The sequence below is a fragment of the Metallumcola ferriviriculae genome, assembly GCF_035573695.1.
Lineage (GTDB): Bacteria > Bacillota > JADQBR01 > JADQBR01 > JADQBR01 > Metallumcola > Metallumcola ferriviriculae.
Genome location: NZ_CP121694.1, coordinates 1,359,067 through 1,371,926 on the forward strand (window position 1 = coordinate 1,359,067; position 12,860 = coordinate 1,371,926).

The window sequence follows — 12,860 nt, forward strand, 5'->3', positions numbered from 1 at the left end:
AAAGACTGGAAGCACAGGGTGGTGCTTTTTTAAAATGTTGGAGACTGGAGACTTAAGAAAAGAGGATGCTTAGTGTTTTTTGAAACAGAGTTAAATTACCACGATGAAGAGTGTGCGCCGCAATGTTGGGTGTTGTTTAACGGGGATAAAATTCTTACTTTAGAGAATAAGGGACAAGTTGTTTTATCAGATGTTGAGTTAAATAAGTTGAAACTAAAGCCTGTTCGGCAGCAGTATCTTGGTCGATTGAATGATCGGTCTTATTATGTCGGTGAACTTGCACCGGATGCAGCCGCACCGGAAGGTGTATTTTTTTGCGGCTTAAGGCGCTTATTGGGACAGGTCCCAGACGATTTATTTTCACTAGCGGGTAAAGCGTATCACCTTTTGCATTGGGATCGTACCCACCAATACTGCGGCGGATGTGGAGCACGTACAGAAAATAAAATAGATGAAGTGGCTAAAATTTGCCCAACTTGTGGATTAATTAATTATCCTAGGATTTCTCCAGCTATTATCGTTGCTATTATCAAGGATAACCACCTACTGCTGGCCCAGGGGAGACAGTTTCGGGGTAAGTTTTATAGTGTTTTGGCCGGCTTTGTAGAGCCCGGAGAAACATTTGAAGAGTGTGTACAAAGGGAAGTAAGAGAGGAAGTAAACATAAAGGTTAAAAACATAAAATATTTTGGCAGCCAGCCCTGGCCATTCCCTGATTCCTTAATGGTAGGATTCACCGCAGAGTACCATAGCGGGGATATAAACATTGATAAAAGAGAAATCGTGGATGCTGGGTGGTTTACCGCAGAGCAGTTGCCGTTGATACCTACCGGCGGCAGTATAGCCCGGCGTTTGATAGATTGGTTTGTAAATGAATGTAGGGAATAGTTGTTATTGAATTTACACATGAGCATGAGTCAGGGGTTGCTCTTCCTACCTAGGTATAATTTCCCGGGAATTCAGGTTTAGATGCTTCCTATAACAGTTGATAGCCTAACAAACCAACAGTCACCAATAGCGCCCCCCAAAACATTACCTGATAGATGTTTGTTGTCCGATTAGAGACGATTGTATCCTCCTGCACTTTTTCATGTGCCTTTTCGTACTGTTCTTGGCACACTGTAGCCAGTACATCTTTTGGGTTTATCGTACCGTTTTCTCCCTTAATTACATATGGGTGGTTTGGGTATTTTTTTATTTCGTGCCGGTATAGTATTACCTCAGCGCCGCTTACCCCTAATGTATCTGCATTACCCAAAATCAAATCGCCTAACATTCGCACCCTTTGTTTCGCATCGACAATATGCGAAAATGTCCCTTTTAAAGCATCTACTATTGACCGAGACGCCTTCTCCCTGATTGTATGCTCGTGTATTAAGTTTCGGTAATGAATATTTGACAGTACAGCAGGCACGGATGCTTCCGCACTGTGGTAAGGGTCTAACTCTGCGTCATACCTATCCGCCAAGTTACCCGCTTCATAAGCCTGCAGCATTAGTTGGTCGGCATGATACACGTTGCTGCTGATGTTCTCCTCAATAGTAGTAATCAATTCAGAATCACGGTTATAGACTCTGCTGCCGTATTTATCGATGATTTCAATGATTTTACCGTACATAAATTTATCCCTTAAACACCTAACCAGGGAACTACCCCCTATAGCCCCAACAATAGCACCAACACCGCCGCCAATCACCGTGCCAATACCAGGATTAATGATAGTACCAATATATGCACCTGCTTTAGCACCAACAAAGCCGGTACCTCCGGCTACTGGAATTCTAATAGCGTCCGCAGTAATTTTCGTTCTGCATTCTTCACCAGTGGCAGCGCCGCGTGTGTAATCTTTAATATTAGCTACCGCCTTATAACCAAAGAACGCAAGCGCCACCAAAGGGATATCCTCCGCTATGTCCAGTCCTTCCTCTACATGATTAAACAAGGCTGATGCTTCTTCAACATGCGCGGCATGAGACCAATCCCCCGGCACCACATTTACACCATGACTATTTAGTACATCCAGCTTACCGTTTTCTTTTAATGCGGCAAACAATTCTTTGTTAACTATATAGTTATCAACATCAGGGTTTGTACGAACATCCGCCATAAAGTTATCCATATTATCCACGGTATACGACTTAACTTGTATTTGTTCAAAGACCTCTCTTTTAGAATCAACTACCTTGACCATGGTCTCACCGTTAGCACCGGGTACCACTTCCACCGGTGCAGGACTACCGTCAGCATATTCAAAACGAAGATCCGTACCCTTATGAGTTTTGCTGACAAACTGAACAGCCTGAATGCCATGCTCCTTTAACTCCGGAAGTTGGTTAAGGTAATCAACCGCAGCCATTTCACCCAGTTCCCCAGTAATACCACTCACCAATCCTTGAACACTGGCTTCGCCTTTTTCTATTTTTTCAGCGAAGTCACTGATAAAATCAATTAAAGATGTATCTTCGGGAAACTTGTTAGGAAAACGTTCAGACAGCACATTGAGCACTTGCTCATGGTCTTCACTTACCGAGTAAAGCTCATATAACGATATAGCCGTAGCCCCGGACCCGATTACCATACCTTCTTTATAGGGAATAAGTTTATCATCTTTTAACACGTACACCGGTTCTTCACAAATCTTCTTTTCTAAAGAATAGATTTTAGCCCGCTTACGGCGTGCGTTTAGTTCCTTGTAACCTGAAAAGCCTAACAAGCCAAGCAATATAATACCGCTGATAATTGTCATACTGATTCACTCCTCCGGGAGTAGGAAAAAGAAAAGAGCCTTTGGCTCTAATAATTATTCTTCTTATGTTTTGGAAAATCCTACTGGTCGTGGCGGGAGATAAATCTTTTCATCCATTCCCAAGTGTGTTTCCCTCTTTTTCTTGTAAGTGACAGGGGGACGGGGTTATCGTCACAAATAATCTTTGGATTATCTCCCTGCTAAAAATAAACTTATCGTTTTAAAAATAGAGAGTTTAAAAAAACTCGAGTTTACACTCTGATTTGCAGGATTATTAACCAAGTTGTCAGAATATTAACTGTAATATTTTGACATTGAGAGCGATTGAAGTGAATATATTTTTAACTGAAAGGTGGTGTGATAAAAAGTAATTAAGTTTTTTTTACTAAATTTAATAAAGGGGAACCTAAAGGAGGTACTAATTAAAATGAAAATGACTAAGAGAATATCAACATTGCTGATAGTGTTAATGTTATCGGTAATAATGGTGCCCGTTGCGGTATCCGCAAACGCCTTTATCACAGATACCCAGGTTAATTATGTTGCTTTGGGGGATTCCTTGGGCGGCAGGGACCACGCCTACTTACGGATTAGGTCCGGGGTACCCGGTGTTTATGGCAAACGCAATCGCTGCACAAGGGGAAAAATTAGGGTTTGGGCTAGATGATCAAAATTATGCTGTACCGGGATACACTACCGGTGATGTACTGACTGATATCCGACAAAATGGAAGGGTGTTTGCAGGTACGTCTTTTAACACCATCGGTGTGACAGAGGCCATTGCTAACGCTGACTTGATAACTTTAGATGCCGGGGCAAACGACTTCCTGGCTTTATTTAATCTAGTTGACTATAGTGTGGACACAGCACAAATTCCGGTGCGTTTGGCAGAAATAGGGTCAAACACTGCAACAATTTTAGCAACGATTGAAGCCATTAATCCCACAGCCAAAGTCTATCTAATGGGTTACAAAAGTTATGCACTTGATGGAAATAACTAGAAAATCATAATCCCAAAAAAACTTTTAAAAAACCGCAATAATCGATAAAAAAGGCTTGACTTTTTCAAAAAGGCCCCATAATCGTTATGGATGGTATTTTTTACCATTACTCTGGACGATATGGGTGATACTAATGAAGAAACTGTGTAAACCGACTTTCGAGAAAAAGGATCACGGTCAAGGTGCCGGAATTCCGGTACTAAAAACAATCTGGGATTTGTTTGATTTGTCTTTGCTATTTTCTCAATCCGGAATATGTAAACACTCTGGAGCACCAGCTTGGATTTTGGCCTTTGCTTACATCTGTGGCTTGGTCAATCATGCAAGTTCTGCAAATCAAAATGCTATGTATTCAAGTGAAGCACCATTTTTACGACAACTACTTTCTGGAAAGATAATCTCCCAAAGTGCCTTTAGCCGGTTTCTTTCTAAGCCTTTTCAGCGGCTCCGGTTCTCTCTAGGCAGGCTTTCGAGGTTACAGGAAAACACGGATAGCCGGCTGACCGACGGGGATATCATTGCCTTAGATGATACCAAAGTTGAGCATCCTTACGGTAAAAAAATTCCTTTTCTCTGTTGGCTCTTTGACAGTTCGGATAAGCGTCATGTCTGGTGCATTAATCTTGTATCAACACTGGCGGTCTTAAAAAATGGCCTTGAATATCCTATGTTATGGCGTTTCTGGGTTAAAACCGACCAGGAGAATGAAAAACAAACCAAGCTCGATCTTGCTAAACAGATGCTTAAAGAGGTGCGTCAACTAAACAATGCCAGGCTATGGGTTGCCATGGATCGCTAACTTTTGTGCAAGAAGTTCCTGAACTGGCTTATGGAAAACAATTTTGACTGGGTTACCAAAGCCAAACGTAACACGGTATTATTTAGGAAAATCTATGATCCTGTGCTAGGAAAGAACCATTACGTCAAACTTAATGCTAAACAATTACTGCGAGAAGTTTATTCCCGGATTCGGATCCTTGGCAAAGGCTCCGTCTTAAGTATTCCGAACATTTACATCAAAGTACCTTATGAGACCTTGACCAAAAAGGGAAAACCTATTACTAGGCAACGTTTCTTACCCATAGCTGCCATTGCAGCCACTTATGAGGAACAAGTAGCTGAGGGCAGTGTGATTCTTCCGGAGGAAGAATGCCCTGCAACCTTCAAGGGTGTGTATCTTTTGATAAGCAACCGAGTAGACGCACCTGAAGAAGCAGCCAGAACCTATACAAAAAGGTGGAAAATTGAAGTTTTTTATCGCACAGTCAAACAGAATCTTGGATTAACTTCGTGTTACGCTCAGTCAGAACCAGCCCATTTCGCACATGTGGAGCTCTTGTTCACAGCGCAAACCCTTCTTTGTTACGCCACTTGGTGTAATAAAGAAGGCGCCGAACAAGCCCCATCCCTCTGCGAAGTGGTCAGGTACTTTTTCAACGCCGGTTGTCGGATCCGCTGTATCAAGCAGCTGATCCAAGTCTATTTTGACACAGCAACCGAGCGTTTTGCAAGTCTTATTGATAGATTTTGGCCAAAAGATTTGGAACTTAGGTTATGGAATTGGGATTATTATCCTGGAACTGCATAACTACTGTATACAACATTAAATCCTTTATTGGACAATCAGGTTTCTGAATCCACTTGCTACGTTTGTTTTCTATTATTTTGTATAACATTTCTGCACCTCAATCTACAATTCTTATATGTATAAAAACTCCATCTCAAGTAGCATCCTTTGTTAAAATTTCGACTTAATACACCAATTTTCCTTTTTATTACTTGCCATGGTTTAAATTCTCTTGGTACTATCAAGGCCGCAATTTTGCATTTCTTCTAAATTATTACCGTATCTATAGAACCGCAAACAACTCTTTTTTTCTATAAGCAAGACTACTGAAAAACACCGCAATCACCTGCGGCGTTTCTTGTTGTAAAACCAATACTTTAGCTACATTTAACGTTGCATACATTATTTGGCTAGGGCATTGCAAACCTTAATTTAAACTTCCAAATTATAACCTTCGTTTATGAAAAAATCTAGGTAGTTTTTATGAATAGTAGCAAATCGCCATAGAACAATATCCACTACAGATATTTTCTCACCAATCATCCTAGCAATCTCACTACACAGTTCGATCGGTGATTGGAATCCAGTTGCCTCGGCTAATCTGCATAAGTGTCTATCAGGCTTTGCAACGGGAAGTCCAAGATTCTTTGCTAAATGGTACGAAGTCGCTGGCCCCATAAAAGGAAATTCCTTTATATAGCTGATTTCAGCTTCCAATAGTCTTCTCTTTACCTTATCAAAACCTTCACAATACACCATAGAAGCTAATTGAATAATAGCTTCTATCTTTCTGCTGCTGTTAAAGGCCCTTAATGATTTTTTCATGCAATAACTCTGATTAAAATATATAGTTTTGGCACTATCCCAATTATAAAAAGCATTGGAAATTTCTCTAAACTTTCCTCTAATTACTGTTTCGCGCATGCCACTGGATAAGATTACCCAGGCAGCTTCCCGAATAAAGTCGCTTTCAGTGATGTCCTCAAACACAAGCTCTTCTTGCCAGTCAATCTCGGAATAAAAACCTCGTTCAATAACTTCTCTTTTTGCCTCCATATAATTATAAGCAATACTTGTGGTTACACTACTTCTATTGCTAATTTTCTTCACCCCTTTTTCCCATAGACCGAAGCACTTTTAAATTAACTTTCAGCCACAACATCATACGTATTAGGAACGCAGAACTTCCTGGGTACTCGCTCATGGCTTCACTTAACATTTTCTTTCTTTGATGATAAGCCTTTAATTTTAAAAATTGCCTCTCAGGAATACTAATCGGCAAATCATTCAATTTATTATTGTAAGCATCTGTTTGTTTTTGAACTTGCTCTAAAGAGAGCACTGGTTCAAGTTTAAGTAATCTGCAATTTAATTTCATATTTGATAATATACCAGCAGCTTCATTGTGTTTTAATGCTTTATCCTTCCACCCCATAACCAACGTAGTAAGCGAAAGAAGTAATAGTATGATAGAGCTAATGCCGATAATAATATTAGTAACTTGTTTACCTATTTGCATTAAATTGAAGACATCTGCCAAGACTGCAGAATTCAGTACCACTGCTACTACAAATTGTAACACATCAAATATTTGCGCATAGAAATCGTACCTATCCCTCAAAAACGAATGAGCCGTCAACATCATGTCTATTACACCAAACTGACGCTCAATATCTCGCTTATAATTGTTTTCCAAGTATATCACACCATTTTTCAACGGATTTGGCCCCGTCAGCATTTTTCATTCTACGCCCTATTCTAGCAATGGTATCAGCAATTATCAATCGCTGTAGGCTTTTCTCTTGGCCAAGGTAATCATCTACATGAATAGATTGGCCAGTACTATCCGTAATTGGCCTAGTAACATATTTAGGTGCTTCGTTAAAAAAATGTTTAAGCATCTTTTTGGGAGTTTTTTCTCCTTGGTAATCTTTAAATATTTCCACTGAGAGCGCTTCAGCATGGTACCCCGACAATCTTCTATTATCAGGCAAATTAGATATAATAGATTTAACGAGCTTTACAACAGGCACAACCTTACCATTATTATGACTATTAACTTCAGACATCTTATTAGCAAAGGCTTTTGGCCTTATATATGACCATTGTTCCGCGTCTGGACTAGGGATTTTAAATCCGTCTCTATATTTTGCAGCAGGCAAGATTTGAATTTCTGCATCATGAAATTTAATTGTAACTGCCAGTTTGCCAGAACTAATGTCGGTTCTGGGTAACCTTTCCTTCAAACGATCTACAAAATATTGCTTTACATCCGTAGGAGTTAAATCTTCCAATTCTGTATTATTTAAAAGAACTAAGGTATCTATATCACTAATCCCATCCACATAAGTATGTTTTTGAACAGAACCTCCATAAAGTAAGTCCACAGTATCTTCGATAAATTGCTCTAATGCGGACTTAATAGTACTCAAGTGAGCACTTATTGACTCTCTGTTTCGGTCATTATAATCTGCAAGCAAGTTACCAATTATTTCATTTACTCTAGTTTCAAATGCTTGGTCTTGAGCAGTTTCTTCTTCATCTCTAAGCCTTTTTATTAGCTCTTCTGGTGTTGAACTCCCTCCAAAAAAACCTCCACCTGATCCACCCATCAATAACGTCCCCCTAACTGAGCACAAAGTGAGTCATATGCTTCTTTAAAGAACTCCGCATTATATTTAAATGAAGAGAAATCACCTTTAGCCTGAAAACTTTTCATCTGGAGCTGAAGATTTTGAAGATAATAAACATTATCTACGATTGCTTTTGCCTGGACCTTACTATCCCTAGCATTTATGCCAATCTGAGTTGCCCCAAAATTTTGATTATATATTGCATTTCCATTTAAATATGAATATCTCAACCAAGTAAGCCCATCAAAAATTTCTGCCCCTGAAAGAAAATAAAGGCAAGAAGTTATGGGGTCAAGGCTTCCAAAAACGTGTATAGGAGCAGATACGTCTATTTTATCAAGTTCATTTCTAATAAGAGCGATATTCTCCATACGCTTTAATAATGAGTTCCCTAATTCTTTTTCGGTTACCCCTATGACATGAAATTCGGATATGTCGTTTATGTGTTTAAGAACACTTTCCATCTGAATGTATTGTTGGCCGTTAGTCTCAGGCTTTAAAATAAAATCGTGAATCCTATTCGGGTAACGTGAGAAAAAAAGTTTAGCTGCTTCGATCTGTTCTTTTACAGGTCTTCTTAACGCCCCGTGATCAAAGTTTACAATGACTGTATCAATATGGTCGGGAAATCCTGACAAAACTTCATGAAGTTCTTCCTCCGTCCATTGCTTAACTTCGTGGTTGTGGCGCCATACTGCAGAAAAATCATGGCTGTCACCAGTTTCATAACCACCACTGTCAACAAACACTAGTTCAGTTGGATATTCCTCAACAATTAAGTAGCCGTGAAATAAGTCATATGCACTAACCAACATAGACTCAGTTAAGATCTCTGTAGCCGTCTTCAGCGGCTCATTTACTTCCGATAATCCGTCCCGATTAACCTTAAACCCCTTACTAGAAAACGAGGGAACCAGCAACGGCGTTGTTATAGTCATTCCAGAAGGCAATTTTAATTCTGTACTTCTAGCTAGATCCTGCATAAAGAACCTCCAAATCCTTACATGATTTGCATCTACCACAAGGTTGTATTAAACCTAATTCACAACTATAGGTCAGGTTTAATGGAACCTGATGGGAAATACAATAGTCCCAAATCTCTTTTTTATTCCAATTGAGAAAAGGAACACCAATTGAAATACGACCATTCGTATATAAGTCAAATGAGGCCTGCATAATTCTAATAAATTCCTCAGAACAATCAGCATATCTAGTGCCTAAGTGAACTCCAATACTTATTATCCCTTTTCGTTCCTGAAACTCCATTAAGGCAGTATGCAACAATAGTGCATTCCTTCCAACTATAAAACCATCTGATGTTATATTAAACCCTGAGAAACTTACTTTTTTTGAAGGCACATCATAATGCTCACAGACCTTACTTACTGCCTTCTCCTCTTCTTTTATAGCGTGTTGGCCGAAATCCACAAAAAGAGCCAAAACGAAAAATTTTTGCTCTAAATAGAAATTCATTACTGCAGTCGAATCTATTCCACCACTAGCTAGCACCATGACATGGTTTTTCAAAACCCCACCCGCTTTTTCCAGTTAATGCACTTATTTCCAATACGATGATTATTTCAACACCTTGAACAAAAAACCTCCTAAATTTTGAATATTTCACTTTTTGCAGATAAAACAGAAGTTTAATAAATTACAAAAGTTATGCACTTGATGGAAATAACTAGAAAATCATAATCCCAAAAAAACTTTTAAAAAACCGCAATAATCGATAAAAAAGGCTTGACTTTTTCAAAAAGGCCCCATAATCGTTATGGATGGTATTTTTTACCATTACTCTGGACGATATGGGTGATACTAATGAAGAAACTGTGTAAACCGACTTTCGAGAAAAAGGATCACGGTCAAGGTGCCGGAATTCCGGTACTAAAAACAATCTGGGATTTGTTTGATTTGTCTTTGCTATTTTCTCAATCCGGAATACGTAAACACTCTGGAGCACCAGCTTGGATTTTGGCCTTTGCTTACATCTGTGGCTTGGTCAATCATGCAAGTTCTGCAAATCAAAATGCTATGTATTCAAGTGAAGCACCATTTTTACGACAACTACTTTCTGGAAAGATAATCTCCCAAAGTGCCTTTAGCCGGTTTCTTTCTAAGCCTTTTCAGCGGCTCCGGTTCTCTCTAGGCAGGCTTTCGAGGTTACAGGAAAACACGGATAGCCGGCTGACCGACGGGGATATCATTGCCTTAGATGATACCAAAGTTGAGCATCCTTACGGTAAAAAAATTCCTTTTCTCTGTTGGCTCTTTGACAGTTCGGATAAGCGTCATGTCTGGTGCATTAATCTTGTATCAACACTGGCGGTCTTAAAAAATGGCCTTGAATATCCTATGTTATGGCGTTTCTGGGTTAAAACCGACCAGGAGAATGAAAAACAAACCAAGCTCGATCTTGCTAAACAGATGCTTAAAGAGGTGCGTCAACTAAACAATGCCAGGCTATGGGTTGCCATGGATCGCTAACTTTTGTGCAAGAAGTTCCTGAACTGGCTTATGGAAAACAATTTTGACTGGGTTACCAAAGCCAAACGTAACACGGTATTATTTAGGAAAATCTATGATCCTGTGCTAGGAAAGAACCATTACGTCAAACTTAATGCTAAACAATTACTGCGAGAAGTTTATTCCCGGATTCGGATCCTTGGCAAAGGCTCCGTCTTAAGTATTCCGAACATTTACATCAAAGTACCTTATGAGACCTTGACCAAAAAGGGAAAACCTATTACTAGGCAACGTTTCTTACCCATAGCTGCCATTGCAGCCACTTATGAGGAACAAGTAGCTGAGGGCAGTGTGATTCTTCCGGAGGAAGAATGCCCTGCAACCTTCAAGGGTGTGTATCTTTTGATAAGCAACCGAGTAGACGCACCTGAAGAAGCAGCCAGAACCTATACAAAAAGGTGGAAAATTGAAGTTTTTTATCGCACAGTCAAACAGAATCTTGGATTAACTTCGTGTTACGCTCAGTCAGAACCAGCCCATTTCGCACATGTGGAGCTCTTGTTCACAGCGCAAACCCTTCTTTGTTACGCCACTTGGTGTAATAAAGAAGGCGCCGAACAAGCCCCATCCCTCTGCGAAGTGGTCAGGTACTTTTTCAACGCCGGTTGTCGGATCCGCTGTATCAAGCAGCTGATCCAAGTCTATTTTGACACAGCAACCGAGCGTTTTGCAAGTCTTATTGATAGATTTTGGCCAAAAGATTTGGAACTTAGGTTATGGAATTGGGATTATTATCCTGGAACTGCATAACTACTGTGGGTTATTATAATGCATTTCCATACTTACCTGAAAACGTACAGCAAAATTTAATTCCACTTACCGACGTGCTTAATCAGACATTGGCTCAGGCAATAGAATTGTCTCAGACCGATGCCGTTTTTGTGCCAACATTTGATGCTATGGCTGCCATCGGCGAGGAATATGAATTATTTTTTCCGGAAGCCAATATACATCCAAGTGAGGCGGGTTACCAGGCAATAGCCGGAGAATTTTTGAAAGTACTTAATCCTTTGGAGTTAATGGCTGTAAGCGTCATTAAGGACCTTGACGCATATGCAGTAAAAGATTACGGTAAGGTTCAGGGAACTATGATGTCAATAATAGGCGAAAAGGCAACAGGAGCAGAAGTTAACCAAATTATTAAACCATATTTTAAGTAATTATTAACTGGAACAAAAGAAATAGGCAGTTTTCTAAAATATCATCTTGGAAAGCTGCTTCTCTTTATGTGAATTCCATGTATTTTTCTAGGGAGGGTTCGAATGAAAAGTAAAATTGCACAACTGATTAGAATGAAACGGTCGCCGGTGGCTGTGTTGTGGTCGGATGAAAAACCGGACAACACGCTGTAGTCTAAGGAAGATAAATGGGGCTGTGTTATTTCCATGATGGATGCGGTGAGTAAAGGAAAGACCGCCGTTTTCGATGAGAAAACCACTGGTTGTCGAGGCGGTGCAGTAGGACTGGGATTTGGCCGCTACGAGCCGGGATTTATTGAGCATTTTTTATCTAAAGGAAAGGGTCACCAGGAAGGGGAGCATTATAAACAAACGCCTCAGCTTGCCAAACAGTTTATTGACGGGATGCCTGAGATTAATGTGCCTACCCGATACGTGGTGCTGAAACCTTTGGAAGAAGTTCAAGCAAACGAAACTCCCAAGGCCAATCAGAAAATCCCAAAGCACTAATCGGTCTCACAGATCCTTCCGCTCGGCTACATATTGACAGCGACATCATGTCATTTTCAGTGCCGTATCAGCGTTTCCTGGAATTGGAAGGTAACGCAGAAGAAAGCTTTCTGACCAAGGAAACGTGGATTAAGATTCGTAACCAAAGATTATAAGTTTGATTAACGATTTAAGGGAAACACAAACTTAGCTGCTAATCTAAATGAGATTAGCAGCTTTTGTACTACACTTCTTTTATCTCCCAAGTATGCTTAAATTCAATGCAACCTTTCAAGGTTTGGGCTACAGGGCATCCGGTTTCAAACACAGCTAAAGCTTTCTCTGCAACTTCCTTTGTTCCCTGAGGTATTTCTAAATGGTACCGGCAATGAATGCGGGTAATTTTTAGCACGCCGTCTACAGCCTCTATTACTCCTTCTGCTTCGGTCCACAACTTATCCGGGAAAGTAGGAATTTTGCGCGCTGCCAGCGCGCCGGATAAAGTGCCGGTTAGTCAGCCAGCGGCAGCGGAGATAATATGATCCAGGGTGGAAGGATACTCTTTTTTAGGTTCTGCCTTGTAAAAATCTTTCACGCCACCATGAATGCCGTAATAGAACGGGTCTTTAAAGTCACCAATATAAGCTCGTCTATTTGGTCGTTCGTCCTGATAAATACTGATCTTGGCTATATGTATCGGTTCCGACATCAATACGCCTC

17 protein-coding genes are annotated in these 12,860 nt (G+C 40.2%); 9 read left to right on the forward strand and 8 right to left on the reverse strand.

All coding sequences use genetic code 11. The features are described 5' to 3' along the window. Positions 1-72 precede the first annotated feature (72 nt). Positions 73-888, forward strand: a complete 816-nt coding sequence (gene nudC / locus MFMK1_RS06765) for an NAD(+) diphosphatase (protein WP_366924364.1) — start codon at positions 73-75, stop codon at positions 886-888. An 88-nt stretch (positions 889-976) separates the two neighbouring features. Here the strand turns inward: nudC and MFMK1_RS06770 are convergent, their stop codons facing one another. Next, on the reverse strand, positions 977-2,746 hold the full coding sequence (locus MFMK1_RS06770) for a hypothetical protein (protein ID WP_366924365.1): 1,770 nt from the start codon (positions 2,744-2,746) through the stop codon (positions 977-979). A 427-nt stretch (positions 2,747-3,173) separates the two neighbouring features. Here MFMK1_RS06770 and MFMK1_RS06775 point away from each other — a divergent pair, with 427 nt between their 5' ends. From MFMK1_RS06775 to MFMK1_RS06790, 4 genes are all read left to right on the forward strand, one after another. Next, positions 3,174-3,413: a hypothetical protein gene (locus MFMK1_RS06775; RefSeq protein ID WP_366924366.1), complete on the forward strand. Its 240-nt coding sequence runs from the start codon at positions 3,174-3,176 to the stop codon at positions 3,411-3,413. Further along, the gene (locus tag MFMK1_RS06780; RefSeq protein ID WP_366924367.1) at positions 3,361-3,747 is read left to right on the forward strand and encodes an SGNH/GDSL hydrolase family protein; all 387 of its coding nucleotides are present in this window, start codon (positions 3,361-3,363) and stop codon (positions 3,745-3,747) included. The genes MFMK1_RS06775 and MFMK1_RS06780 overlap by 53 nt, the downstream gene beginning before the upstream one ends. A gap of 133 nt (positions 3,748-3,880) precedes the next feature. Continuing rightward, a complete protein-coding gene (locus MFMK1_RS06785; protein WP_366924368.1) occupies positions 3,881-4,546 on the forward strand; it encodes a hypothetical protein in 666 nt (221 codons plus the stop codon). 30 nt (positions 4,547-4,576) lie between these two features. After that, positions 4,577-5,335 (forward strand): transposase, encoded by a 759-nt coding sequence (locus tag MFMK1_RS06790; protein ID WP_366924369.1) that lies wholly within the window; start codon positions 4,577-4,579, stop codon positions 5,333-5,335. A gap of 411 nt (positions 5,336-5,746) precedes the next feature. Here the strand turns inward: MFMK1_RS06790 and MFMK1_RS06795 are convergent, their stop codons facing one another. From MFMK1_RS06795 to MFMK1_RS06815, 5 genes are read right to left on the reverse strand one after another with little or no spacing between them, the layout of a single operon-like run. Further along, positions 5,747-6,424, reverse strand: a complete 678-nt coding sequence (locus MFMK1_RS06795; protein WP_366924370.1) for a hypothetical protein — start codon at positions 6,422-6,424, stop codon at positions 5,747-5,749. After that, positions 6,411-7,010, reverse strand: coding sequence for a hypothetical protein (locus MFMK1_RS06800; protein WP_366924371.1), 600 nt, complete (start codon positions 7,008-7,010; stop codon positions 6,411-6,413). Before MFMK1_RS06800 ends, MFMK1_RS06795 begins: the two co-directional genes overlap by 14 nt. Beyond that, the gene (locus MFMK1_RS06805; RefSeq protein WP_366924372.1) at positions 6,994-7,926 is read right to left on the reverse strand and encodes a CBASS oligonucleotide cyclase; all 933 of its coding nucleotides are present in this window, start codon (positions 7,924-7,926) and stop codon (positions 6,994-6,996) included. The genes MFMK1_RS06800 and MFMK1_RS06805 overlap by 17 nt, the downstream gene beginning before the upstream one ends. Continuing rightward, complete coding sequence (locus MFMK1_RS06810; protein ID WP_366924373.1) at positions 7,926-8,930, reverse strand: hypothetical protein; 1,005 nt, start codon at positions 8,928-8,930, stop codon at positions 7,926-7,928. The genes MFMK1_RS06805 and MFMK1_RS06810 overlap by 1 nt, the downstream gene beginning before the upstream one ends. Next, on the reverse strand, positions 8,914-9,474 hold the full coding sequence (locus tag MFMK1_RS06815) for a 7-cyano-7-deazaguanine synthase (RefSeq protein ID WP_366924374.1): 561 nt from the start codon (positions 9,472-9,474) through the stop codon (positions 8,914-8,916). Before MFMK1_RS06815 ends, MFMK1_RS06810 begins: the two co-directional genes overlap by 17 nt. A 294-nt stretch (positions 9,475-9,768) precedes the next feature. On the opposite strand from MFMK1_RS06815, the gene MFMK1_RS06820 reads away from it, so the two are divergent. From MFMK1_RS06820 to MFMK1_RS06835, 4 genes are all read left to right on the forward strand, one after another. Further along, entirely contained in the window at positions 9,769-10,434 is a 666-nt protein-coding gene (locus tag MFMK1_RS06820) for a hypothetical protein (RefSeq protein ID WP_366924375.1), read from the forward strand. A 30-nt stretch (positions 10,435-10,464) separates the two neighbouring features. Then, the gene (locus MFMK1_RS06825; RefSeq protein WP_366924369.1) at positions 10,465-11,223 is read left to right on the forward strand and encodes a transposase; all 759 of its coding nucleotides are present in this window, start codon (positions 10,465-10,467) and stop codon (positions 11,221-11,223) included. Further along, positions 11,190-11,633 carry an SGNH/GDSL hydrolase family protein gene (locus MFMK1_RS06830; RefSeq protein ID WP_366924376.1) on the forward strand — a complete coding sequence of 148 codons (444 nt, stop codon included), beginning with the start codon at positions 11,190-11,192 and terminating at the stop codon, positions 11,631-11,633. The genes MFMK1_RS06825 and MFMK1_RS06830 overlap by 34 nt, the downstream gene beginning before the upstream one ends. A 225-nt stretch (positions 11,634-11,858) precedes the next feature. Further along, positions 11,859-12,161 carry a DUF169 domain-containing protein gene (locus MFMK1_RS06835; RefSeq protein WP_366924377.1) on the forward strand — a complete coding sequence of 101 codons (303 nt, stop codon included), beginning with the start codon at positions 11,859-11,861 and terminating at the stop codon, positions 12,159-12,161. Positions 12,162-12,384: 223 nt separating this feature from the next. Here the strand turns inward: MFMK1_RS06835 and MFMK1_RS06840 are convergent, their stop codons facing one another. Continuing rightward, positions 12,385-12,594: an OsmC family protein gene (locus MFMK1_RS06840; RefSeq protein WP_366924378.1), complete on the reverse strand. Its 210-nt coding sequence runs from the start codon at positions 12,592-12,594 to the stop codon at positions 12,385-12,387. A gap of 60 nt (positions 12,595-12,654) precedes the next feature. Further along, positions 12,655-12,849, reverse strand: coding sequence for a hypothetical protein (locus MFMK1_RS06845; RefSeq protein WP_366924379.1), 195 nt, complete (start codon positions 12,847-12,849; stop codon positions 12,655-12,657). Positions 12,850-12,860 lie beyond the last annotated feature (11 nt).